Here is a 22170-nt window from a genome sequence, read left to right as displayed (position 1 = left end):
CTGGAGTCAATTAAAGAGAGGCGGCGACACTGTTGGCCGGAGCTGCCGGTTGCGGTGTGACCGGAGTGTCGGGGCGCACATGAGACAGACCGCCGACAATGACGCGATCGCCTGCATTAAGGCCGCCGTCAATAATGCGTTGCCCGCGCCACTGCTTACCCAGATTCACTTCGCGGTAACGCGCTGTGTTGTCCGCATCGACCACCAACACAAACTTTTTGTTCTGATTGGTGCCAATCGCGCGCTCAGGAACAATGAGCGCCTGACTCAGTTGCGGTGCCCCTAAACGAACTTCGGCGAACATACCGGTGGTTAGGGCGCCGTCAATATTTTCGAAGATGGCACGGGCGCGAATGGTGCCAGTTTCGGTGTTTAGGCGGTTATCAAACGCGTGCAGCTTACCTTCGTAGATAACACTCTTATCGCTGGCAAGCGTTAGCTCGACAGGCATTGTTTGCGGGTCCTCAGTGGCGCGGACAAAATGAATAAAGGTTTGTTCGTCAACATCGAATTCTGCGTATAACCTGTCATTGGCGACAATACTGGCCAGAATGGGGGCATTAGGGCCAGCTTCTACCACATTGCCAACGGTCAATTCGGCGCGGCTGATGCGGCCACTGACGGGGGCGCTGATGTGGGCGTATTCCAGATTTAATTCAGCCTGTAATGAGGACGCTTGCGCTTCTGCTACAGCGGCCTCAGCGATTTGCGCTTCGTTGCGTGCGGCGTCGAACAGACTCTGAGAAATTAGTTTGTCGGTTAGTAACTGACGAGCCCGCTCCAGCTCATGGCGTGCCAATGCAAGACGCGATTGCGCAGCGGTCAATTGGGCCTCAGCGCGAGCGAGTGCGGCCTGATGAGGGCGAGGGTCAATCAAAAACAGCGCCTGGCCCCGCTCGACTTGTTGTCCGTCGTGAAAGTTAACTTGTTGAATAGTGCCTCCAACCAAAGGTTTGATCTGGGCACTGGCAACCGGCGCCAAGCGGCCAGAAAAGCTGGCCCAGGTGCGAATCTGCTGCTGCTCTAGCTGGGTCACCATCACCGTCGGTGGCGGTGGAGTGCCTGCCTCGGTCTGAGCGCGGGCGCCTCCCTGATAGAAGGTCAGGCCGGTGACAGTGGCGGCGGTAATGGCAAAAGCGACAGTCAGCTGACGCGCTGGCTTGGATAGAAGGCTGAGCATGGTGATTTCCTTGCTGATTGGCATGCTGTTACGGTGAATTGTGCTAGAATACATACCGGTCGGTATGTTAGTCAATAGGATAAAAGTGACAATTTGAGATTCATTTTGTGTTTGCCGGGAACAAATAACCGTGTAAAGACTCAGATATGGCAGAGTGTCAGCGGAATCGACCCTTGTTTGCACCAGTTGGTCGGGGTAGTGTTGGCCAGATAGCGCATGTATCTTTTGTAGGATATTTTACAAACCAACCGGTATGTTGTGACTGGCCGGTGCTAAGAGAGCAAGTTCCATGAGTGCAGTTGAAACCCGCGAGCGTCTGTTGTCTACCGCCTTGGATTTGATATGGCAGAGCAATTACAGCAGTGTTGGTGTCAATGAAATATGCAAACAGGCCGGCGTGACCAAAGGTGGCTTTTATCACCACTTTGAGTCCAAAGCGCAGTTGTTTTGTGAGGCGACTGAATTTTATTGGAACAATGTTAAGCAGCATTTCGACGAGTTGTACTCGCCTTCACAGTCACCTCTCGAGCAATTGGAAAGTGTCTTGTCGTTTATCTTGCAGTCGAAGCTCGATGAAGAAAATAACGATATCCCGGGATGCGCGTTCTTTAGCGCAGGCTCCCAGTGTGGCAACAACGATGACCGAATTCAGCAAGCGTTACGCGATATGTCGAATGCGTCGATTCGGTACAATTTATCGTTGGTTCGCGCGCTGGCCGGCGAGGGGTATCTGGAGGACGGTGTGGACCAGGATCAGGCCGCCCGCTATATGCATCAGTACATTCAAGGTGTTTTGATTTTCGGCAAGGTGCACCGCAACCTCGATCAGGTGCGGGCAGATTTGCCGGAGGGTGTCTATCGACTGCTGGGGTTAAAACGTGAGTATTGGCCTTCCAGTTCACCAAAGTAAATCGATAAAAACAAAAAGCTAACAGCCGCGATTATAAAAAATGCCTTCCGTCTCATTCAGAGAAGGTTCGCGTCATAGCTGTTAAGTTTGCCGACTTTGTTTGGTGTTGCTTCGCCTGAAAAGAAAATAGATGGTGTGATGACGCCCTGTGGATATCGCGGCGCCTCAAATCTGAGGCGCGCTCTTGCCGGCTTTTAGTACTGACAGGCTTTGCTGTCGTGTTTCACTAAATAGCTTTTATAGTTGTTGGCCTCTGGGTCCATGCAACCCTCTAAATTAAGCAGACGCACTACTTTAAAATCAATCGGCGCTGACTCCGCTTGCAGGGCAATATAGCCTCGCTCCAACGCGCTGCCATCATCTTTTTGTAAATCTCGGTAGCGCATTACCTCTGCCCCCTCAACTGTGTGAACGGCAAGTTCGCGCCCGTGCACCTCTAGGCTAATATTCACCCAGTCGTCGCCGTTATAGGTTGCGCTGCTGGAATTAATGCAGTGATCTTTGCGCAGTACATTACCCATCACCACATGGGTGCCTGGGGTGCACAGGTTGGCGGTAGAGCGCTCACCTTCGTTCAGACCGCCCAGCAATTGGTACTCCATACTCAGAGGAAAGTCCTGGTCCAGGCCCATGGTTTCGGGCGCTTGGGCGTGATACATAATACCGTTGTTGCGGTTGGCCCAAGCGGGCCCGTTGGCGACCTGTTGCCCGACAAACCGATACTGCAACTCAATACGGTAATAGCTGAAGTCCTGCGGGGTGTAGAAAATATGGCCAAACTCGTGGTCAAACGATGGATACTGGTCGTAGCGAACTTTTAGCAGACCATCTTCCACACGAAAAGTATTGTGGGTGTTTTCTCCCAGTTTGGAGTGTCTGATTTTAATTGCCCAATCGTTCAGGTCTTTGCCATTGAATAGGTTGATCCATTCTTTTTCGCCAGCGCTGTCCGCAAGGGTACTAGGTACCAGCGCGCACAATAGGGCGGCGCTTAGGCAGGTTTTGAGTGGTGACATAGTAGGCTCTCTTTTAGTTTTTATTGGTGAATTGAGGTATTAAATATGCGTGAAATACTATACCTCAGGCGCTGGAACTTAGGCAGGGGCGTCAAGATAAAGAAATGCTAATACCATCGGCGGGCTTAGCCGCCGATGGTGTGATTCATCGCTCTGGATGGGTGACTGCAATCGGCCGATCCAACGACCTGAGCGGGTACACCCGCGACAGTGGTGCGCGCAGGCACAGATTTTAAAACTACGCTACCGGCTCCCACTTTGGCGCAGTGGCCAATTTCGATATTACCGAGAATTTTGGCCCCGGCACTGATCAGTACACCGCTGCGCACCTTGGGGTGGCGATCGCCACTTTCTTTGCCGGTACCGCCTAACGTGACGGCCTGCATAATGGAGACATCGTCTTCAACTACGGCGGTTTCACCAATAACGATACCCGTACCGTGGTCGAGCATAATGCCTCTTCCAATACGGGCGGCAGGGTGGATATCCACTGAAAACACCATAGAAATACGATTTTGCAGAAACAGCGCCATCGCGTGGCGTTTATTCTTCCAGAGCCAATGTGCAACCCGGTAGGCCTGCAAGGCGTGGAAGCCTTTAAAAAACAAAAACGGTGTCGTCAGAGAGCAGCAAGCCGAGTCGCGCTCATTAATGGCCTGTATATCAGCTCGAACTGCGGCACCAATGTCGGCGTCTTCAGCCAATGCCTGATCGATCACCTCGCGCATGGATATGGCGGGCAGAGCCTGACTTTCCAGTTTGTTGGCTAAATGAAAGCTGAGGGCATCTTCCAGCGAATCGTGATTGAGAATGGTGGAATATAAAAAGCTGGCCAGCATGGGCTCTTGCGCTGCCTGCTCGTAGGCGCGTTCTCGAATTTCTTCCCAGACAGGGTCGGCACTGGCGGCTGCCGTTTTGGTGGTCATGGTGACTCCTTGGTTGGCTACAGTCCCATTATTAGGGTTGTGCGTATCAATTTCTACCCTATCTATTGGTTGTGTTTAATATACTTCCAACGCTGGCTCGTTCAGTGCTGCCAGCTGTTCGCGCAACTCCAGAATATGCTCGGCCCAGTAGCGCTCGGTATTAAACCAAGGGAAGCTGTGGGGAAAGGCCGGGTCTTGCCAGCGCCGGGCCAGCCAGCCGGCATAGTGCATAAGGCGCAATGTGCGCAGCGCCTCAATCAGTGGCAACTCGGCGCAATCGAAATCACAAAACTCATTGTAGCCTTCTAAAATCTCCGACAGCTGCGCGGTTTGCTGGGCTCGCTCGCCAGATAGGAGCATCCATAAGTCTTGCACGGCGGGGCCGTTGCGCGCATCGTCGAAATCGACAAAATGTGCGGAGTCATCACGCCAAAGAATATTGCCCGGGTGGCAGTCGCCGTGCAGACGAATACGTTGGTAGTCGACACTGGCAAGTATCGATTGGCAGCGTTCGATTAAATCGCGCCCTAAAGTTTCGTAAGCTGCGACCAGTGAGTCCGGAATAAAATTGTTGTCCAGTAGAAATTCGTAGCTGGCTTGGGCGAAGCTTTCGGTGTTGAGCTCGGGTCGACTTTGAAAGGGGGCTACGCGCCCCAATGCGTGAATGCGGCCGAGCGAGCGGCCCAGACTTAGCAAGTGGTCGAAGTTATCCAGCGTTGGCGCATGCCCGCCCTGGCGAGGGTAGAGCGCAAAGCGAAAACCGCTGAATGTGTGCAGGCTGACATCGTCAAGTCTGGTGGGCGGAACAACCGAAACCCCGAGATCAAACAGCGCCTGGGAAAAGCGGTGCTCCTCCAGTATCTGCTCGTCGCTCCAGCGCTCCGGGCGGTAGAACTTGGCAATCAGCGGGACCTGATCCTCGATCCCGACCTGATAGACCCGGTTCTCGTAACTGTTGAGGGCAAACACACGGGCATCGCAGGTATAGTCCAGATGTTCGACGGCATCCATCACCAAATCTGGTGTTAACTTTTCGTAGGGGTGGCCCGCCTGGTTTGCTTCACTCATAAATTACTCTGCTCCAAGAAAGCCACCATTGTACGTTGTCGATGCCTCCCCCTGTCTACAAATCATGTGTGTGTCGTGCGCTTGGTGTTCGCGCCAGCGCCCAAATATGCACGGATCCGGCGCCGGCGCGAAGTAGGTGTTTACTCAACTCGCGCGCGGTCGTCCCCGTAGTGACGACGTCGTCAACTAGGGCGACAGCCTGTCCTTGCAAGGGTTTGCAGTGGAAGCACTGGCGCAGGTTGAGCTTGCGCTCGCGTCGGGGCAGGCCGTGCTGTACAGGGGTGTGGCGTAATTTGTAAAGGTGTTTGGTACTGACGGGTAGGTCGAGTGTTTGCGCTGCAGCTCGCGCAAGTTGCAGTGACTGGTTGTAACCCCGTTTAAATTGGCTGCGCCAATGTAAAGGCGTAGGAATGATTATGTCAGGTGTCGGCGCATAAGTTGCGATAAATTGAGTAAACAGTTCCCGTAATAGCTGGCCAGATGCCAGACAGCTGCTGAATTTATAGCGGGCCACGAGATAATCCAGAGGGTATTGGTAACGGTATGGGATGTATGCGCAGTCGAAACTCGGCGGCAGCGCCAGACATTCACCGCAGTAGGGCTCCTCGGGAGCGAGAGGCAAAGCGCATTGCTGGCACTGGTTTGTACCGATGGCCAGGTGGGCGATGGCGGTGTAACAGTCGGGACACAAGCGCTGGGCCGCTCTTTGCTGGCACAGTAGGCACACGGGGGTAAATTGCATTGGTTAACCTCAAAGTCCTTTTTAGGTTGACAGCGTCCGCAGGGCCACTATTATGGCACCTCTAAAACAGTCTAATCATATCCAGCGCTTTGCGCACTAACCGTGGAATTATTATGAACGCCCCTGTCACTCATGCGCCCGTTGGTGCTGTGCGTCACGATTGGACGCGAGATGAAATTCTGGCGCTGTTTGCGCTGCCGTTCAACGATTTGTTGTTTCAGGCGCAGACCCTGCATCGTGCGCATTTCAACCCCAATGAAGTGCAGGTAAGCACCCTGTGTTCAATCAAAACCGGGGCCTGCCCGGAAGATTGCGCGTACTGCCCTCAGAGTGCACGTTACGACACCGGTCTGGAGCGTGAAAAGCTGATGCAGGTGGAAAAAGTGGTCGAAGAGGCAAAGGCGGCTAAGGCGTCGGGCGCGACTCGGTTCTGCATGGGCGCGGCATGGCGTTCACCGAAGGGTAAGGACATGCCCTATGTCACCAAAATGGTGAAAGAGGTGAAATCTCTCGGCCTGGAAACTTGTATGACCCTGGGTATGCTCGATCAGCAGCAGGCCAGCTCCTTGGCTGAGGCTGGCCTCGACTACTATAACCACAATTTGGATACCTCACCTGAGTACTACGGTGAGATTATCACCACGCGAACTTATCAGGACCGTCTCGATACCTTGTCTAATGTTCGTGCGGCGGGTATGAAGGTGTGTTGTGGCGGCATTGTTGGTATGGGCGAAAAGGCGGCCGATCGCGCGGGTCTGTTGCAGCAGTTAGCCAACATGGCTGAGCACCCGGAGTCGGTGCCCATTAATATGCTGGTTAAAGTAGAGGGTACGCCGCTCGATCAAGAGGCGGACCTCGACCCGTTGGAGTTTATTCGTACCATTGCCGTTGCCCGTATTTTAATGCCTGAGTCGCATGTGCGCTTATCGGCAGGGCGTGAAGAAATGAGCGATGAAATGCAGGCGATGGCCTTCTTTGCGGGAGCTAATTCGATATTTTACGGTGAGAAATTATTAACCACCGCAAACCCTGAATCGAACAAAGATATGCAGTTATTCGCGCGTTTGGGGATTCAGCCTGAGCAGCGCCACGTGCACGATGATGATACCGCTGTCGAAGCGCAAATATCCGGTGCGCTGGAGTCGGCACACAACGACCAGTTCTTTTACGACGCGGCCAAATAAGGTAGCCAGCGGTCCCACAATGAACCCCTTTGAACAACACCTGGCGGCGGTGCTCGATGAGCGCCGCGCGCTCAGCCGCTATCGCGTACGCCCGCGAATCGACTCCCCGCAAGGGCCGGAACTGACGGTCGACGGTGTACCGTACCTGGCATTTTGCAGCAACGATTATCTGGGGTTGGCAAATCACCCCGATGTCGCATTGGCAATGCGTGAAGGTATCGATCAGTTTGGGGTGGGCAGTGGCGCTTCACATCTGGTATGCGGTCACAGCGCGGAACACCACGCGCTGGAGCAAGAGCTTGCGTCTTTTTGTGGGCGCGAGCGAGCCCTGGTGTTTTCCACCGGGTTTATGGCCAATCTGGGGGCGGTCACCGCACTGGTCGGCCGTGGCGATCATATCCTCGCAGATAAGCTCAATCACGCCTCGCTGATTGATGCCGGGCTGTTAAGCGGCGCTAAGTTCAACCGCTTTTTGCATAATGATATAGATTCGTTGTGCTCGCGCCTCAGTAAGATCGATAGCGGCCGCACCCTGATTGCGGTCGATGGTGTCTTCAGCATGGATGGCGATATTGCCCCGTTGCGGCAGCAAGTTGCGCTTGCCCGCGAGTATGATGCCTGGCTGATGGTGGATGACGCCCACGGTTTTGGCTGTTTGGGGCCCAATGGTCGCGGTACTCTTGATTTACTGGGGTTGGAGCAAGACGATGTCCCGGTATTGATGGGGACTCTGGGTAAGGCGCTCGGTACCTTCGGGGCTTTTATAGCGGGTTCCGGGCAGCTTATTGAAGCTTTGATACAGTTGGCTCGCCCCTATATTTACACCACCGCAATGCCACCGGCGGTTGCGGCTGCTACCCGGCGCAGTTTGCAGTTGGTGGCTGAGCAGCCGTGGCGTCGCCAGCACCTGGGCGAATTGATCGCGCGTTTTCGCGCGGGTGCGGAGCAGTTGGGTTTAACCCTGATGCCGTCAAAGACCGCTGTTCAGCCCATTGTGGTGGGCGCCGATGCGGATGCGCAGGCGATGTCCCATGCGCTGCGCCAACGTGGATTTTGGGTTGCGGCTATTCGCCCACCCACTGTCGCCGAGGGCAGTGCCCGGCTGCGGGTGACCTTGACCGCAGCGCACACGAACAATCAGGTAGACGCCTTGCTAAAGGCGCTCGCTGAGGCTCAGCAGGAGCTGCGTAAAGAGCCGCTATGAGCAACCCTGAAATCTATAAGTCGACGTCACCCACTCAATCTGAGCCTATCGTGTTGCTGCACGGCTGGGGCTTTGACCGCTCTTCCATGGAGCCATTGATAGAGCCATTGCGGCAGTTGGCCGACGTTTGGAATGTGAATCTCCCGGGCTTTGGCGGGGAGTCGCCAGAGCGGGAATCCGATCTGGAGGCTTGGCTAGAATTCCTGGCACAATCTCTACCTGCGAGTGCAGCGTTGGTGGGTTGGTCGCTAGGTGGTATGTTAGCACTTGCTTACTCACAGAAGTATCCCGCGCGCGTGAGCGCCATTGCCACCTTGGCGTGTAACGCTAAGTTTGTTGCCGCGCCCGATTGGCCCCGTGCCATGGACCGCCAAGTGAACCGGTTGTTTAATCGCGGTTTCGATGCCGAGCCCGCGACCACCCTGAAGCGTTTTTGTGGATTGGTCGCGCAAGGCGCCAATGATGAGCGTGCCCGCTTACGCCATTTGCGAGGTCTGGTGCAGCTACCGGATTCGACATGTATGGCCAGCTGGAGTCAGGGGTTAAGCATTCTAAGTCAAGCCGATTTTCGGCAAACGCTGCAGCGAACCCGGATTCCGTGTCTACACCTTTTAGCCGCTGAGGATGCCTTAGTACCGGCGCAGGTTTTGGATGATATGCGGGGCTTGAATGCCTCGCATCAGGTGGAGGTTATTAGCGGTGCCGGCCACGCTTTGCACTGGGATCAAACCGGGCAAGTGTTATCTGCGCTGAACAACTTTTTACGCCCTGTCGTTGGCAATCATCTGGATAAGCGCTGGGTGGCTAAATCCTTTTCGCGGGCTGCCGCCAGTTACGACTCAGCGGCACGCCTGCAGCGACGAGTGGGGCAGAGCTTGTTAGAGGGGCTGGCTCCCACTTCAGGCACGGTCGTGGACTTGGGGTCCGGAACCGGGCACTTTCTAAACGATCTTAAGCGGGGTAATCCTGAGGCCAATTTGCTGGCGCTGGATCTCGCTGAGGGGATGTTGTTGCATGCGCGAGAGCAGCAGCGCCCGGCGGACGCGTGGTTGTGTGCCGACGCCGAGGCCTTGCCGTTTACCTCTGGCAGTATCGCTGCATTTTACTCGAGTTTAGCCATTCAGTGGTGCGAGGATCAGGGTTGTTTGTTCTCCGAGTTATTGCGGAGCCTGCGCCCCGGTGGGCAGCTGTGTTTGTCTACGCTCACTGACGGCACTCTGGCAGAATTGGCCAAAGCATGGCAGGCGGTGGATAAATATATCCACGTCAATCGTTTTGTGGCGGCAGATGTTGTGGTGCAAGCGCTGAAATCGGCCGGTTTTATCGATATCGAGATTCGCCAAGAGACAGTTTTGTTGCACTGCGCCAGCTTGCGAGAGCTGAGCTCAGAGCTCAAGGCATTGGGCGCCCACAACGTCAATACAGGCCGGCCCAAGGGGTTGACTGGGCGCGAGCGCCTGTCCAGGCTGGAGGCCGCCTATGAGGCTGAGCGCACAGACCAAGGTCTGCCGGTGACCTATCAAGTTTGCTACGTGAGCGCGAGTAAGCCGACATGAATCATTACTTTGTAACGGGAACCGATACCGACGTTGGTAAAACCCAAGTGGCAGCGGCGTTGTTGCACCTTGCCGCAAAGCGCGGACTCACCACATCGGCGGTTAAGCCGATCGCAGCTGGGTGCGCGCGGGAAAAGCAGGGGTTGCGCAATAGCGATGCCCTTGCCTTGATGGCTGAGTGTCACCCCGAGCTGGAATATGATGCGGTTAACCCCGTTGCCTTGGCTCCGGCCATTGCCCCGCATATCGCGGCCCAGCAAGCTGGGCTGAGCTTACAGGTGGCGGATCTGCTGCCTAAAGTACAGCGCGTGCTTGCACAGGGGGCCGCTATATCGGTCGTCGAAGGAGCTGGCGGTTGGCGGGTGCCTCTCAATGATAACGAAACTCTCGCTGATCTGGCTCAGCAGCTGCAGCTGCCAGTAGTGCTGGTTGTGGGGATGCGATTGGGTTGTATTAGTCACGCCTTGCTCACGGCAGAGGCGATCGAGCGCGATGGTTTAGCCTTTGCTGGCTGGGTTGCCAATGTAATTGATCCGCACAGCGCGTGCATCGCCGCGAATATCGAATGCTTGAAAGAGCGCCTGCCCGCGCCTTGCCTGGGTTCGGTGCCGTTTCTGGCTGATCCCACTCCAGCGGCGGTCGCGGAGTATCTTGTGCTGCCGGAAGATGTTGGTTGACGGTTGACGGTTGACGGTTGACGGTTGACGGTTGACGGTTGATGGATACAATCCCGTCCCGTCCCGTCCCGTCCCGTCCCGTCCCGTCCCGTCCCCCGTCCCCCGTCCCCCGTCCCCCGTCCCCCGTCCCCCGTCCCTTATAAGCCTTAGCGCTTTTATTCTCTTGCTTTAACACTAACCATTCTTATGTTCGGTGAAATTGGCGCCACTGTTGGTTGTTTTTTGTACTCATTCGGAGCTAAAATACTAAATAACTGGAAATAGATTTTAGTGTGCTAAGGCCTCAAGTAGCTTATAGCGCGAAATGTAAGGTTTGAGAGGTGTTTATGGACGTTGGCTCAGTCGTCAATCAAGGTCTGATCGGGTTGCAAAGCTCGCAGGCCGAGATCGCTAAATCCGCTCAGCAGATTACTCAGGTAGCGCAGGGTGACCAAGCCCAGGATGTTGTCGAGCCGCTGATTAATATTCAGGCGCAGCAACAGGTGTTTGACAGCAGTGCGCGTGTGATCGAGGCGGCCGATAAGTCTATCGGTACCTTGCTTGATATCGACGCCTAAGGAACTGAACTGTGATTAACTCATTGCCTTCAAATTTTGCCAATGCAGTAGCGCCCTACGCGCCACTGGGGCGGCAGGCCGTGAGTCAGGAAAGTACCGAGCTTAAGTCCACGAGCTTCAAGCCTCTCGAGGAGAGTGCAGAGTCAGCCCGCGGTGCTAACGAGCGCTCTGCGGAGCAGCGCTCGGGCGAAGTGGAAGAGCGTGAGCGCACCCGGATTTTAAGTAGTGCGCAAGATGAAACGCCGGAAGCGGAGCCGGACGGTGACAGTCGAGGTGAAGCGGCGCGTGACGGCGACAAACCATCAAGCGCCGAGCGCCAACAGTTAGAGCAAGAGCAAGCTGAGATACGCGAGCTGTCCGCTCGCGATCGTGAAGTTCGTTCTCATGAGCGAGCACACGCTGCGGTGGGCGGGCAGTATGCCGGAGCGCCTAGCTATCAGTATGAGCGTGGCCCTGATGGTGTGAGTTATGCCGTTTCAGGAGAGGTGGGCATTGATGTCAGTGCAGTACCAGGCGATCCGCAGGCCACTATTGAAAAAGCCGAGCAGGTTCGTCGCGCCGCCTTGGCGCCGGCGGAGCCTTCCCCGCAGGATCGGCGAGTCGCGGCCCGGGCGGCCCAGCTTGCTGTCGAGGCAAGAGCGGATCTGGTTGCCGAGCAGCGTGAAGCTCAGCGTCTGGAACGTGAGCAGGCAGCTGAAGCGCGTGCGCAGGAGCAGGCTCAGCCCGATGCAGTGCGCGAATCTGATAGTGCACGTGAATCAGAACTTGAAAGGCAGGCACAAGAACAGCGCCGCCGCGAAGAGCGTGCCCAAGAGTTTGCACAAGCCAGTGCCCGCAACATCGATATTAATCGCCGGTTGATCGAAATTGGTGTCGTTGAGCCGCCTGCTGGCACCGGTTCGTTGTTTAGCCAAAAAATATAAGATTCCCTCCTTTGGTATGCTTTGTTTAGTGCGCTTGTTGGCGTGAGTTTCCCTTCAATTACTGTTAATCTCGTGCGTCTGCGAACAAGTATAAATCGACAGAGGTGGGGTAATGACAAGTAAGCTGTCAGCAGAGGATCAGGCGCGGGTCGATAGCGTCTTGCACCGTGGTGTCAACAGCACTGAGCGCAAGCCATTTAGGGTGTGGACGCTGTTTGCGGCTTTACTGGCGTTGCTCACCGTGATGAGCCTGATTAGTTTTTATATCGCTTGGCGTCACGGGGTGGTGTAGTTCTTCCCGCGACGCCAAGTTGGTGTGGGAAAAGAGTTACTCTACTGTTATAGAGATTTTCTCCGACATTACCGGTGTTGCATGTGGGCGGTGCAGGTGGTCGCCTACCAGCAGCTGTAGCGTATGTGTGCCTGGGCTCAGCTCGAGGGTGGTTTCGGTTTGGCCGCCGCCAAAATGCCTGTGGTTCTCATCGGAAGGAATGGTCTGGCCGGGTGCAGGTGGCGTGTCAACATCGATTAATAAATGGTGGTGTCCAGTGTTGCTTCTCTCTACGCCGGCAGGCGCTACTCCCATGCCTGTAAGGCCAAACTGAACTTTAACCGGGCTACTTACAGTGCTGCCGTCGGCAGGGGATATAAAATACACATCGGCGTCTTCGGCGCTGGCGGTCATGGTCAGGCTTGTCATCGCAAGCGTTAGTGTACCCAGCGTGAGTTTGAGCTTGGTGGCAAACATAGCAACTCCTTAACTTCATTGATTCACAAAAATATGATGCGGTCTTCGGAAATGGCTGACTCGCTTATTGTGCAGATTTGATTATAGGGAGTCATGCTGCGCGCGGCTATGTAAACAATTGGAATTTAAATAAATTTACCCTTGACCGATGGCATGTGCCTCCCTATAATGCGCGTCCTCGGTTAGGGCAAAGCCCGACACTGAGTTGCGAATGCGGGGTGGAGCAGCCTGGTAGCTCGTCGGGCTCATAACCCGAAGGTCGTTGGTTCGAATCCAGCCCCCGCTACCAAATTTAGGATTGATGATGATGTTGGATCATTGATCCGCTGTCTTAAGACAGTAATGCCACAGCAGGTGGCCCCAGCATGCTTTGCTGGAATCATAGGTTGAAGTATTCTATGGTGAATGCTCAGCCGGCGCCCTAAGCACGGGCGTAACCTGAGGCCCCTGCATGGGGCTTTTTTGTATCTGAAAGACAGTGGGGTACCACTGCCGCGGGTGTCAGGCCGGTGGCGATCAGTACTAAAGTGGGCCTAGAGGCCCATTTTTTGTTTTTGGCGCCGACTTTTGCAGTCAGGTGCGGTCGGAACCACGGGCCTTCGCCTCGCTGGTCGAAGTTTCAGGAATTGATTATGGCGTCCAAAGAAGAACAATTGGTAGCATTGTTTGCTCCGACCGTCGAGGCTCTGGAGTGCGAACTTTGGGGGGTGGAGTACATTACCGGCGGACCCCAAAAAATACTTCGCGTTTACATCGATACCGATGAAGGTGTTTCGCTGGAAGACTGTGAAAAAGTGAGTCGCCAGCTCAGTGCGCTGATGGATGTAGAAGACCCTATTGCAGGTGAGTACACCTTGGAAGTGTCTTCGCCAGGAATGGACCGTCCTTTGTTTACGCTGGAACAGTTTCGGCGTTTTATCGGGCATGTCGCTGCGGTTAAGCTGCGGATTGCTTTTGATGGGCGGCGTAAATTTAAAGGTAGTATCAACGCCATTGAAGACAGTGACGTTGTTTTGGTGGTGGATAATGAAGAGTATCTGTTGCCGATTGAATCTATAGAAAAAGCAAATATTGTCCCCCAGTTCTGATCGAGTTATCGATTGGTTGCAGGAGTTGAAGAGGCTGACTCATGAACAAAGAAATTTTGCTGGTCGCAGACGCCGTTTCTAACGAGAAAGGTGTCGACAAGGATGTGATCTTTGAGGCCATTGAAAGTGCCTTAGCGATGGCGACAAAAAAACGTTTTGATGAAGACTCCACTATCGAAGTTAAAATCGATCGGACCACAGGTGACTATATAACTCACCGCAGTTGGGAAGTGGTTGCAGATGATGTGATGGCAGAGCTGGGCACTCAGTGGACCACTCAGGAAGCTGCAGAAGTTGATGAAAATTTGCAAATAGGTGAAATTTACCGCGAGCAAATTGAAAACGTAGAGTTTGGACGTATCGCTGCGCAAACCGCTAAGCAGGTTATCGTGCAAAAAGTGCGTGAAGCTGAGCGTGCGCAGATGGTCGATGAATATCTCGATCGAGTTGGCGAGCTGGTCAACGGCACCGTAAAGAAAGTGACTCGTGACAGTATTATTGTAGATCTCGGCAATAATGCCGAGGCTTTGTTGCCGCGCGACCAATTGGTCGGCCGAGAAATTTTTCGAATGGGCGATCGTGTTCGAGCGCTGCTGCAGGACGTGCGTTCTGAGTCGCGTGGCCCACAGCTGTTCCTGAGCCGCTCTTGCCCAGAAATGTTGGTTGAGCTGTTTAAAATTGAAGTCCCGGAAATATCTGAGGGTATTATTGAAATTCGCGGGGCGGCACGTGACCCAGGTCTGCGGGCAAAGATTGCCGTCAATACTAACGATGGTCGTATTGATCCGGTAGGTGCTTGTGTTGGTATGCGCGGTTCGCGCGTGCAGGCCGTATCCAATGAGTTGGGCAATGAGCGCGTCGATATTGTGCTTTGGGATGATAACCCGGCGCAGTTTGTGATCAACGCTATGTCTCCTGCCGAAATTGAATCCATTGTTGTTGACGAAGAGGCCAACTCCATGGATCTGGCCGTCGGTGAAGACAACTTAGCGATGGCAATTGGCCGGGGCGGTCAAAATGTTCGTTTGGCTTGCGAACTCTCCGGTTGGGATATCAATGTAATGAGTTCCGCTGAGTGGGAAGAAAAGCAGCAAGCCGAAACCGGCGGATACATTCAGGTGTTTATTAACGCGCTGGATGTTGATGAAGACGTAGCTCAGGTGCTGGTTGAGGAAGGATTCACCAGTATCGAAGAAGTAGCTTATGTGCCGCTTGATGAGATTGCGTCCATTGAAGGATTTGATGAAGATGTTGCCGAGGAGTTGCGTGCGCGTGCAAAAGACGCATTGTTAACACAGGCATTGGCATCAGAGGAGCAACTCGAGGGCGCGGCGCCGGCCGATGACCTTGTTAATATGGAAGGCATGGACCGCGAGCTGGCGGTCAAAATGGCGAGCCGTGGCATTGTGACCATGGAAGATCTCGCTGAGCAGTCCATTGATGAATTGCTGGAAATAGGCGGTGTTGACGAAGAGCGCGCGGCTGCGTTGATTATGAAAGCCCGCGAGCCCTGGTTTGCCTGATTCCACACGTTGTTGGACGTGTAGACGTGTGAGCTAGAAGGCAAAATTTACAACTGAGGAAATAGAATGGCAGAAGTAAAAGTAAGCGAACTCGCCAAGTCAGTGGGAACTCCCGTTGAGCGACTGCTTAAACAAATGCAGGAAGCCGGGCTTGATCAGACCGCTGAAGATCAGGTGGTTTCTGACGAAGAGAAGCAGCAATTACTCGCCTATTTGAAAAGCAGCCACGGTGAGTCGACCAGTGAGCCTCGCAAAATTACGTTGAAGCGTAAAACCACAACCACCTTGAAAGCGGGAAGTGGCAGCGGCCGTAAAACGGTTAATGTCGAAGTGCGTAAGAAGCGCACCTACGTTAAGCGCAAGCCCAGTGACGATTCCCCCGAGTTGGATGAAAGTTTGGCGCCAGAAGTGGCCGAGCATGAAGCTCCCGAAGTTGAGCAAGAGCCGGTGGTTGAAACCCCTGCTCCAGTTTCTGAGCCAGAGCCAGAAACCGCGCCGGAGCCGCTAGAGCAGGAACCTGTGGCAGAAGAGCCAGAGGCTGAGCCAGAAGCTCCGTCTGCTGAACCTGTGCGAAGCTCCTTTGTTGACGACATTGAAGAGAAACGTCGCGCCGCCCAAGAGCGCCGCATGGCTGAAGACGCTGCGCGTGAAGCAGAGCTGAAAAAGACGCGTGACGAGCAAAAAGCGGCAGAGGAAACAGCGAAAACTGCAAAGCAAGCGCCAAAAGCGAAGCCAGCCGCGCCCACAGCTCCAGCTGATGCCGCTCCTGCGCCCAATAAGCCAGACACTAAGCACGGCCGCAAGAAAGAAAATCGCCGTGGAGACTTCGAAGATGACGAAACTCCGCGCAGCAAACGTACCAAAAGTAAAAAAGGTATGGGGCCGAAGAAATCCTCCAAAGCCGATTTGTACGAATTGGCTGATGACGATCTCGATCAGGCGTTTATGCAGCGCCGTCGCGCCGCTCGTGCCGCTCACAAAGCTTCGAATAAGCACGGCTTCAAAAAGCCGACGCAAAAAATGATTCATGAAGTAGAAGTGCCAGAGACCATTTTGGTGTCGGAGTTGGCGCAACGCATGAGCATCAAGGGTGCTGAAGTCGTTAAACAGTTGATGAAGCTGGGTGTTATGGCCACCATCAATCAGCCGCTGGACCAGGAAACTGCTCAGTTAGTGGTTGAGGAAATGGGGCATGCGGCAAAGCTTGTCAGCGAAAATGATATCGAAACCCATTTGGAAGAACACGTTAAAGTGGAAGGCGAAGAAATACCGCGCGCCCCGGTTGTGACGGTAATGGGTCACGTTGACCACGGTAAAACGTCTTTGCTGGATTACATTCGTAAGGCCAAGGTGGCTTCAGGTGAGGCGGGTGGTATTACCCAGCACATCGGCGCCTACCGTGTTCCTACCAGTCACGGCGAAGTTGCGTTCCTGGATACTCCCGGACACGCCGCTTTTACCGCAATGCGCGCTCGCGGTGCTCAGTGCACGGACGTCGTTATTTTGGTTGTGGCTGCTGATGACGGTGTAATGCCACAAACTGAAGAAGCGATTACTCACGCGCGTGCCGCTGGTGTGCCGATTGTTGTCGCCATTAACAAGTGTGACAAAGAAAGTGCTGACCCAGACCGCGTTAAAAATGAGTTGGCTGCGAAAGAAGTTATTCCTGAGGATTGGGGTGGCGATACTCAGTTCATTGAAGTTTCCGCGCACACTGGCGATGGTGTTGATGAGCTGCTTGAGGCTGTATCCTTGCAGGCAGAGCTGCTGGAATTGAAGGCAGTGGCCGATGCGCCTGCGCAAGGTGTGGTGGTGGAGTCCCGTGTCGATAAAGGTCGCGGTGTGGTTGCCACCTTATTGGTGCAGCAGGGTACCTTGAAGCACGGTGATTTGGTGTTAGCGGGACAAAGCTACGGCCGGGTGCGTGCTGCCATGAATGAATTGGGCCAGCAAGTGAAGCAGGTAGGCCCTTCTTCGCCGGTAGAGATCCTTGGTTTGGATACGGCCCCGAGCGCGGGTGACGAGTTTGTTGTGCTTGAAGACGAGCGCAAAGCTCGTGAAGTAGCGCAGTTCCGTGCCGAGAAAGAGCGCACAGAGCGTATGCAGCGCCAGCAGGCGGCAAAACTGGAAAATATGTTTGCCAACATGGACGGGGGCGAGAAGAAAATTCTGTCCGTCGTGGTAAAAGCCGATGTGCGTGGTTCGTTAGAAGCGATTTTGGCATCTTTGGCCGACATCGGTAACGACGAAGTTGAAGTGCAGGTAATCTCCTCTGGTGTTGGTGGTATTACCGACAATGATGTGAACCTGGCGATGACGTCGAATGCTATTGTCATTGGTTTTAACGTTCGTGCGTCCGGTTCAACTCGAGGCCTGGCCGAGCAAGAGAGTATCGAAATCCGCTACTACAGCATTATTTATCAGCTGTTGGATGACGTTAAAAGTGCTCTGTCGGGCATGCTTGATCCAGAGCGTGTTGAAGAGATTGTCGGAATTGCCGATGTGCGTGAAGTATTCAGCTCGCCCAAGTTTGGTCAGGTGGCCGGTTGTATGGTTACCGAAGGTACTGTGTATCGCAATAAGCCCATCCGTGTACTGCGTGACAACGTGGTAATTTTTGAAGGTGAACTGGAGTCACTGCGTCGCTTTAAAGACGATGTGAACGATGTTCGTAACGGCATGGAGTGTGGTATTGGTGTTAAAAACTACGACGTTAAAGTCGGCGACCAAATTGAAGTGTTTGAAGTTAAAGAGGTAGCGCGCGAGCTTTAATCGTACGCGCATACCAGTCGCCCCGGCGCGTACTTGTGTTAAGTGACACTGGGCGCCGGGGCATTTTTGTTTGAGGCAGGTGATAAAATGGCCAGAGAATTTTTTCGTTCAGATCGAGTCGGTGATGCCATACAGCGGTATCTGGCGAATATGATTCAACAGGAAATCCGCGACCCGCGGGTGGGTATGGTCAATATTAATGACGTCACGGTCTCGCGCGATATGTCGTTTGCTAAGGTATATTTCACCTTGATCGGTGGCGATGAGGCTGAAAGCCGTGCCAGTGGCGAAGTGCTCAATAAGGCTGCGGGCTTCTTGCGCACTTTGCTGGCAAAAGAATTGAACATGCGTACAGTGCCGCGTTTGCAGTTTTACTACGACCACACCTCGGTGCGCGGTCAGGCGCTGTCCTCTTTGATCGACAAGGCTGTGGCCGAAGATCGCTCTAAGGGTGGCGACGAGGACGAATAATGGGCCGTAGAAGAAAAGGCCGGGCTATCGATGGCGTATTATTGCTGGATAAACCATTGGGTGTGAGTTCTAACCATGCTCTGCAGCAAGCGAAGAGACTATATTTCGCCGCAAAAGCTGGCCATACCGGTAGTCTAGACCCGCTCGCAACCGGTGTTCTACCCATTTGTTTTGGTGAATCCACGAAGTTTTCCCAGTATTTGCTTGATGCTGATAAAAATTATCGCGCGACCTTTGTGCTGGGCGAGAAAACGGCCTCTGGTGATGCCGAGGGCGAGGTACTTGAGAGTGTTGATGCATCAGCGTTAACGCAGCTTCAGATTGAGCAAGCTATAGGCCAGTTTGTGGGAGAAATAGACCAGATTCCTCCCATGTATTCGGCTCTCAAGCAAAATGGACAGCCACTCTACAAATTGGCCCGCAAAGGCATTGAGGTGAGCCGAGAGGCGCGCCGGGTGGAGATCCTGGAGTATGATCTTTTGGCGTTCCGCTCAGGATTCCGCGCAGAAGTTGATGTAGAGGTCCATTGCTCCAAGGGGACGTATATTCGCTCTCTGGCGGAAGATCTCGGCGAAACGCTGGGCGTCGGTGGGCATGTCAGTGCACTTCGCCGTACCTTTACCGGCGGTTTCGATGAAGCTCAGTGTGTCACCCTTGAGGCTCTAAGCCATGAGAGGGGAGAAGGTAGAGCTGAGTCGCTCGACCACCATTTACTGCCGGTTGACGCCCCCGTTGATCACTTGCCTCGCGTTGAATTGAGTGCCGAAAGTGCCTACTATTTTCGCATGGGTAACCCGGTTATGGATGCGCAGGTCTATCGCGTCGGCCAAGAAGGTGATATGGTGCGTGTCTTTTGTGAAAGTGGACAATTTTTAGGCGTTGCGGCTATCGAAGAGGGCCGTGTGGCGCCCAAGCGTTCGGTGGCGAATAGCCCCAACGCTGAGTAAACCGAATTTATCGCCCTGGGCGATAAACCCACCTGCGCAAGCGGGTGTCGTAGTCTGGCCTACCTGTAAATATGCACGGGTAAGGCTGTAACTTTAAGGCATATTGTAATGAGGAAACGACAATGGCACTAAGTGCACAAGAAAAATCTGAAATTGTAAAAGAGTATCAACAAGCCGAAGGTGACACTGGCTCTCCGGAAGTGCAAGTAGCTCTGTTGACCCACAACATCAACAAACTGCAAAACCACTTTGCCGGCCACAAGCAGGATCACCATTCCCGTCGCGGTCTGATCCGCATGGTAAACCAGCGTCGTAAACTGCTGGACTACCTGAAGGGTAAAGATACCAGCCGTTACGCGTCTCTGATTCAAAAACTGGGTCTGCGCCGCTAATTGCAAAGTGCCCGCTTTTGCGGGCACTTTTTTGTTGAAAATCTGTAATTGAGCCCAAGAAGCTGCGTAGAACAACGCAATGTCAGGTAAGTAAAGGATAGAAGAGTGAATCCGATTATTAAGAAATTTCAATATGGTGATGCGACCGTAACTTTGGAAACTGGGCGTATTGCGCGCCAGGCCTCCGGAGCGGTTATGGTTACCATGGGCGAAACATCCGTACTTTGTACCGTTGTTGGTGCCAAAGAGGCCAAACCAGACCAAGCATTTTTTCCGCTGTCTGTACACTATCAGGAAAAAGCATACGCGGCCGGTAAAATCCCCGGTGGTTTTTTTAAGCGCGAAGGTCGACCTTCAGAAAAAGAGACTTTGACGTCTCGTCTGATTGACCGTCCAATTCGTCCACTATTCCCGAATGGTTTCATGAACGAAGTGCAGGTTGTCTGTACCGTTATGTCAACCTGTAAAACTGTGGACCCAGACATCCCAGCCATGATTGGTACGTCTGCCGCATTAGCCGTTTCCGGCATCCCGTTCAGCGGCCCTATCGGTGCTGCTCGTGTTGGTTATACCCAGGACGGCGGTTACCTGTTGAACCCAAGCTACGAAGCGCTGCAATCTTCTGAGCTGGACATGGTTGTTGCCGGTACTTCAGACGCGGTACTGATGGTGGAGTCAGAAGCCAATGAGTTGCCTGAGGACATTATGCTGGGCGCCGTACTTTACGCTCACCAGGAAATGCAGGCGGTTGTTCAGGCGTGTGCTGAACTGGCTCGCGATGCAGGTAAACCTCAATGGGATTGGCAGCCAGAAGCGGCTAACGCTGATTTGGCCGCGACGATTGAGCGCGACTTTGGTGACTCTATTGGCGTAGCTTATCGCATTACCGATAAAGCTAAGCGTTATGACCGTCTGTCTGAACTTCGTGGCCAAGCGGTTGCGGAGCTAGTCAAAGAAGGCGGCAGCGTTAGCGAAGAAGACGTGAAAAAAGCCTTTGGCAAGCTGGAAAAAGCTATTGTGCGTACCAGCATTGTTGAAGGCCAGCCTCGCATTGACGGCCGCGACCAAAAAACCGTACGCGCGATTGAAGTTGAAGTTGGTGTGCTCAATAAAGCTCACGGTTCTGCGCTGTTTACCCGCGGTGAAACTCAGGCTTTAGTGGTTGCTACGTTGGGTAATGCCCGCGATGCGCAAATCATTGACGCACTTGAAGGCGAGCGTAAAGACCCGTTCATGTTGCACTACAACTTCCCTCCTTACTCGGTAGGTGAGTGTGGTCGTATGGGTGGTACTGGTCGTCGCGAAGTGGGTCACGGTCGTTTGGCTCGCCGCGGCATCGCGGCGGTACTGCCAGATCCAGATACCTTCCCATACACTATGCGTGTGGTTAGCGAAATTACCGAGTCTAACGGCTCCAGCTCTATGGCCTCTGTATGTGGCTCATCGCTGGCGTTGATGGATGCAGGTGTTCCTTTGAAAGCACCAGTAGCCGGTATCGCTATGGGCCTGGTGAAAGAAGGTGAAAAGTTTGCCGTGTTGACCGACATTCTCGGTGATGAAGATCACCTGGGTGACATGGACTTTAAAGTGGCGGGTACCTCTTCCGGTATCACCGCGCTGCAAATGGACATCAAGATCGAAGGCATTACCGAGCAAATCATGGAAATCGCTCTGGAGCAGGCATTGCATGCGCGTCTGCACATTCTGGGCGAGATGAACAAAGTGATTGCCGAGTCGCGTACGACCATAAGCGACAATGCTCCTCGTTTTGAAACCATTAAAGTTAATCCAGACAAGATTCGCGACATCATCGGTAAAGGCGGTGCAACGATCCGCTCTATTACTGAAGAGACCGGAGCGTCTGTCGATATTGACGACAATGGTACGGTGAAAATCTACGCTGACGATGGCGACGCGTTGCGCGCTGCTGTTGAGCGTATTGAAGGCATTACCGCTGAAGCTGAAATTGGTGCCATCTACGAAGGTACCGTGGTTCGCATCGTCGATTTTGGCGCGTTTGTGAACTTCTTGCCAGGTAAAGATGGTCTGGTTCACATCTCGCAGATCGCCGATGAGCGTGTTAATAGCGTTACCGATTACCTGAAAGAAGGTGAAGTGGTGCGCGTTAAATGTCTCGACGTTGATCAACGTGGTCGTATCAAGCTGTCTATCAAAGAAGCGAAGGCTGAAGAGGGCGGTGCCCAGGCGCCAACTGAAGCTGCGACAGCGGAAGAAGGCAACAGCGAAGAGTCTTAATTCAGCAGTAGATTGGATTAAGCAAAAGGC

At 53.7% G+C, this 22170-nt stretch carries 21 protein-coding genes and 1 tRNA gene; 16 read left to right on the top strand and 6 right to left on the bottom strand.

What is annotated here, in order from left to right; translation table 11 throughout:
• Positions 1 to 10: 10 nt before the first annotated feature.
• Positions 11 to 1180 (bottom strand): efflux RND transporter periplasmic adaptor subunit, encoded by a 1170-nt coding sequence (locus QWI17_RS12990; RefSeq protein ID WP_302722942.1) that lies wholly within the window; start codon positions 1178 to 1180, stop codon positions 11 to 13.
• Between the two features lie 289 nt (positions 1181 to 1469).
• Here QWI17_RS12990 and QWI17_RS12985 point away from each other — a divergent pair, with 289 nt between their 5' ends.
• A complete protein-coding gene (locus tag QWI17_RS12985) occupies positions 1470 to 2090 on the top strand; it encodes a TetR/AcrR family transcriptional regulator (RefSeq protein WP_302722941.1) in 621 nt (206 codons plus the stop codon).
• Between the two features lie 194 nt (positions 2091 to 2284).
• Here the strand turns inward: QWI17_RS12985 and QWI17_RS12980 are convergent, their stop codons facing one another.
• From QWI17_RS12980 to QWI17_RS12965, 4 genes are all read right to left on the bottom strand, one after another.
• On the bottom strand, positions 2285 to 3106 hold the full coding sequence (locus QWI17_RS12980; protein WP_302722940.1) for a 3-keto-disaccharide hydrolase: 822 nt from the start codon (positions 3104 to 3106) through the stop codon (positions 2285 to 2287).
• Positions 3107 to 3231: 125 nt separating this feature from the next.
• The gene (gene cysE, locus QWI17_RS12975) at positions 3232 to 4032 is read right to left on the bottom strand and encodes a serine O-acetyltransferase (protein ID WP_302722939.1); all 801 of its coding nucleotides are present in this window, start codon (positions 4030 to 4032) and stop codon (positions 3232 to 3234) included.
• A gap of 75 nt (positions 4033 to 4107) precedes the next feature.
• Positions 4108 to 5100, bottom strand: coding sequence for a serine/threonine protein kinase (locus tag QWI17_RS12970; RefSeq protein ID WP_302722938.1), 993 nt, complete (start codon positions 5098 to 5100; stop codon positions 4108 to 4110).
• A gap of 55 nt (positions 5101 to 5155) precedes the next feature.
• Positions 5156 to 5842, bottom strand: a complete 687-nt coding sequence (locus QWI17_RS12965) for a ComF family protein (RefSeq protein ID WP_302722937.1) — start codon at positions 5840 to 5842, stop codon at positions 5156 to 5158.
• A 113-nt stretch (positions 5843 to 5955) separates the two neighbouring features.
• On the opposite strand from QWI17_RS12965, the gene bioB reads away from it, so the two are divergent.
• The 7 genes from bioB (at position 5956) to QWI17_RS12930 (ending at position 12235) form a co-directional block, all read left to right on the top strand.
• A complete protein-coding gene (bioB, locus tag QWI17_RS12960; RefSeq protein ID WP_302722936.1) occupies positions 5956 to 7026 on the top strand; it encodes a biotin synthase BioB in 1071 nt (356 codons plus the stop codon).
• A 19-nt stretch (positions 7027 to 7045) separates the two neighbouring features.
• Positions 7046 to 8230 carry an 8-amino-7-oxononanoate synthase gene (gene bioF, locus QWI17_RS12955; RefSeq protein ID WP_302722935.1) on the top strand — a complete coding sequence of 395 codons (1185 nt, stop codon included), beginning with the start codon at positions 7046 to 7048 and terminating at the stop codon, positions 8228 to 8230.
• Positions 8227 to 9786: a malonyl-ACP O-methyltransferase BioC gene (gene bioC / locus QWI17_RS12950; RefSeq protein ID WP_302722934.1), complete on the top strand. Its 1560-nt coding sequence runs from the start codon at positions 8227 to 8229 to the stop codon at positions 9784 to 9786. The genes bioF and bioC overlap by 4 nt, the downstream gene beginning before the upstream one ends.
• The gene (gene bioD, locus QWI17_RS12945; RefSeq protein ID WP_302722933.1) at positions 9783 to 10463 is read left to right on the top strand and encodes a dethiobiotin synthase; all 681 of its coding nucleotides are present in this window, start codon (positions 9783 to 9785) and stop codon (positions 10461 to 10463) included. The genes bioC and bioD overlap by 4 nt, the downstream gene beginning before the upstream one ends.
• 326 nt (positions 10464 to 10789) lie before the next feature.
• Entirely contained in the window at positions 10790 to 11020 is a 231-nt protein-coding gene (locus tag QWI17_RS12940) for a hypothetical protein (RefSeq protein WP_302722932.1), read from the top strand.
• An 11-nt stretch (positions 11021 to 11031) separates the two neighbouring features.
• On the top strand, positions 11032 to 11943 hold the full coding sequence (locus QWI17_RS12935; protein ID WP_302722931.1) for a putative metalloprotease CJM1_0395 family protein: 912 nt from the start codon (positions 11032 to 11034) through the stop codon (positions 11941 to 11943).
• A gap of 112 nt (positions 11944 to 12055) precedes the next feature.
• A complete protein-coding gene (locus tag QWI17_RS12930; protein WP_302722930.1) occupies positions 12056 to 12235 on the top strand; it encodes a DUF3094 family protein in 180 nt (59 codons plus the stop codon).
• Between the two features lie 36 nt (positions 12236 to 12271).
• On the opposite strand, the gene QWI17_RS12925 is transcribed toward QWI17_RS12930, so the two are convergent.
• Positions 12272 to 12691 carry a DUF4399 domain-containing protein gene (locus QWI17_RS12925; protein WP_302722929.1) on the bottom strand — a complete coding sequence of 140 codons (420 nt, stop codon included), beginning with the start codon at positions 12689 to 12691 and terminating at the stop codon, positions 12272 to 12274.
• A gap of 212 nt (positions 12692 to 12903) precedes the next feature.
• On the opposite strand from QWI17_RS12925, the gene QWI17_RS12920 reads away from it, so the two are divergent.
• The 8 genes from QWI17_RS12920 (at position 12904) to pnp (ending at position 22140) form a co-directional block, all read left to right on the top strand.
• A tRNA-Met gene (locus QWI17_RS12920) sits at positions 12904 to 12980 on the top strand.
• Positions 12981 to 13323: 343 nt separating this feature from the next.
• Positions 13324 to 13779 (top strand): ribosome maturation factor RimP, encoded by a 456-nt coding sequence (gene rimP, locus QWI17_RS12915; RefSeq protein ID WP_302722928.1) that lies wholly within the window; start codon positions 13324 to 13326, stop codon positions 13777 to 13779.
• 41 nt (positions 13780 to 13820) lie between these two features.
• Positions 13821 to 15302, top strand: coding sequence for a transcription termination factor NusA (gene nusA, locus QWI17_RS12910; RefSeq protein WP_302722927.1), 1482 nt, complete (start codon positions 13821 to 13823; stop codon positions 15300 to 15302).
• A gap of 66 nt (positions 15303 to 15368) precedes the next feature.
• Positions 15369 to 18074 (top strand): translation initiation factor IF-2, encoded by a 2706-nt coding sequence (gene infB / locus QWI17_RS12905; RefSeq protein WP_302722926.1) that lies wholly within the window; start codon positions 15369 to 15371, stop codon positions 18072 to 18074.
• Between the two features lie 87 nt (positions 18075 to 18161).
• Positions 18162 to 18545 (top strand): 30S ribosome-binding factor RbfA, encoded by a 384-nt coding sequence (gene rbfA / locus QWI17_RS12900; protein WP_302722925.1) that lies wholly within the window; start codon positions 18162 to 18164, stop codon positions 18543 to 18545.
• A complete protein-coding gene (gene truB, locus QWI17_RS12895; protein WP_302722924.1) occupies positions 18545 to 19492 on the top strand; it encodes a tRNA pseudouridine(55) synthase TruB in 948 nt (315 codons plus the stop codon). Before rbfA ends, truB begins: the two co-directional genes overlap by 1 nt.
• A 122-nt stretch (positions 19493 to 19614) precedes the next feature.
• Positions 19615 to 19884 (top strand): 30S ribosomal protein S15, encoded by a 270-nt coding sequence (gene rpsO / locus QWI17_RS12890; protein ID WP_302722923.1) that lies wholly within the window; start codon positions 19615 to 19617, stop codon positions 19882 to 19884.
• Between the two features lie 105 nt (positions 19885 to 19989).
• A complete protein-coding gene (gene pnp, locus QWI17_RS12885; protein WP_302722922.1) occupies positions 19990 to 22140 on the top strand; it encodes a polyribonucleotide nucleotidyltransferase in 2151 nt (716 codons plus the stop codon).
• Positions 22141 to 22170 lie beyond the last annotated feature (30 nt).

The organism is Gilvimarinus gilvus (genome assembly GCF_030518155.1).
GTDB lineage: Bacteria > Pseudomonadota > Gammaproteobacteria > Pseudomonadales > Cellvibrionaceae > Gilvimarinus > Gilvimarinus gilvus.
Note: the sequence above shows the minus strand (reverse complement) of the source record. Positions and strands in the feature narration are given on the sequence as shown.

What these genes read in the sequence shown, in the direction of transcription:
- QWI17_RS12990 (WP_302722942.1), bottom strand. Translation starts at nt 1,180, where the DNA reads ATGCTCAGCCTTCTATCCAAGCCAGCGCGTCAGCTGACTGTCGCTTTT.
- QWI17_RS12985 (WP_302722941.1), top strand. Translation starts at nt 1,470, where the DNA reads ATGAGTGCAGTTGAAACCCGCGAGCGTCTGTTGTCTACCGCCTTGGAT.
- QWI17_RS12980 (WP_302722940.1), bottom strand. Translation starts at nt 3,106, where the DNA reads ATGTCACCACTCAAAACCTGCCTAAGCGCCGCCCTATTGTGCGCGCTG.
- cysE (WP_302722939.1), bottom strand. Translation starts at nt 4,032, where the DNA reads ATGACCACCAAAACGGCAGCCGCCAGTGCCGACCCTGTCTGGGAAGAA.
- QWI17_RS12970 (WP_302722938.1), bottom strand. Translation starts at nt 5,100, where the DNA reads ATGAGTGAAGCAAACCAGGCGGGCCACCCCTACGAAAAGTTAACACCA.
- QWI17_RS12965 (WP_302722937.1), bottom strand. Translation starts at nt 5,842, where the DNA reads ATGCAATTTACCCCCGTGTGCCTACTGTGCCAGCAAAGAGCGGCCCAG.
- bioB (WP_302722936.1), top strand. Translation starts at nt 5,956, where the DNA reads ATGAACGCCCCTGTCACTCATGCGCCCGTTGGTGCTGTGCGTCACGAT.
- bioF (WP_302722935.1), top strand. Translation starts at nt 7,046, where the DNA reads ATGAACCCCTTTGAACAACACCTGGCGGCGGTGCTCGATGAGCGCCGC.
- bioC (WP_302722934.1), top strand. Translation starts at nt 8,227, where the DNA reads ATGAGCAACCCTGAAATCTATAAGTCGACGTCACCCACTCAATCTGAG.
- bioD (WP_302722933.1), top strand. Translation starts at nt 9,783, where the DNA reads ATGAATCATTACTTTGTAACGGGAACCGATACCGACGTTGGTAAAACC.
- QWI17_RS12940 (WP_302722932.1), top strand. Translation starts at nt 10,790, where the DNA reads ATGGACGTTGGCTCAGTCGTCAATCAAGGTCTGATCGGGTTGCAAAGC.
- QWI17_RS12930 (WP_302722930.1), top strand. Translation starts at nt 12,056, where the DNA reads ATGACAAGTAAGCTGTCAGCAGAGGATCAGGCGCGGGTCGATAGCGTC.
- QWI17_RS12925 (WP_302722929.1), bottom strand. Translation starts at nt 12,691, where the DNA reads ATGTTTGCCACCAAGCTCAAACTCACGCTGGGTACACTAACGCTTGCG.
- rimP (WP_302722928.1), top strand. Translation starts at nt 13,324, where the DNA reads ATGGCGTCCAAAGAAGAACAATTGGTAGCATTGTTTGCTCCGACCGTC.
- nusA (WP_302722927.1), top strand. Translation starts at nt 13,821, where the DNA reads ATGAACAAAGAAATTTTGCTGGTCGCAGACGCCGTTTCTAACGAGAAA.
- infB (WP_302722926.1), top strand. Translation starts at nt 15,369, where the DNA reads ATGGCAGAAGTAAAAGTAAGCGAACTCGCCAAGTCAGTGGGAACTCCC.
- rbfA (WP_302722925.1), top strand. Translation starts at nt 18,162, where the DNA reads ATGGCCAGAGAATTTTTTCGTTCAGATCGAGTCGGTGATGCCATACAG.
- truB (WP_302722924.1), top strand. Translation starts at nt 18,545, where the DNA reads ATGGGCCGTAGAAGAAAAGGCCGGGCTATCGATGGCGTATTATTGCTG.
- rpsO (WP_302722923.1), top strand. Translation starts at nt 19,615, where the DNA reads ATGGCACTAAGTGCACAAGAAAAATCTGAAATTGTAAAAGAGTATCAA.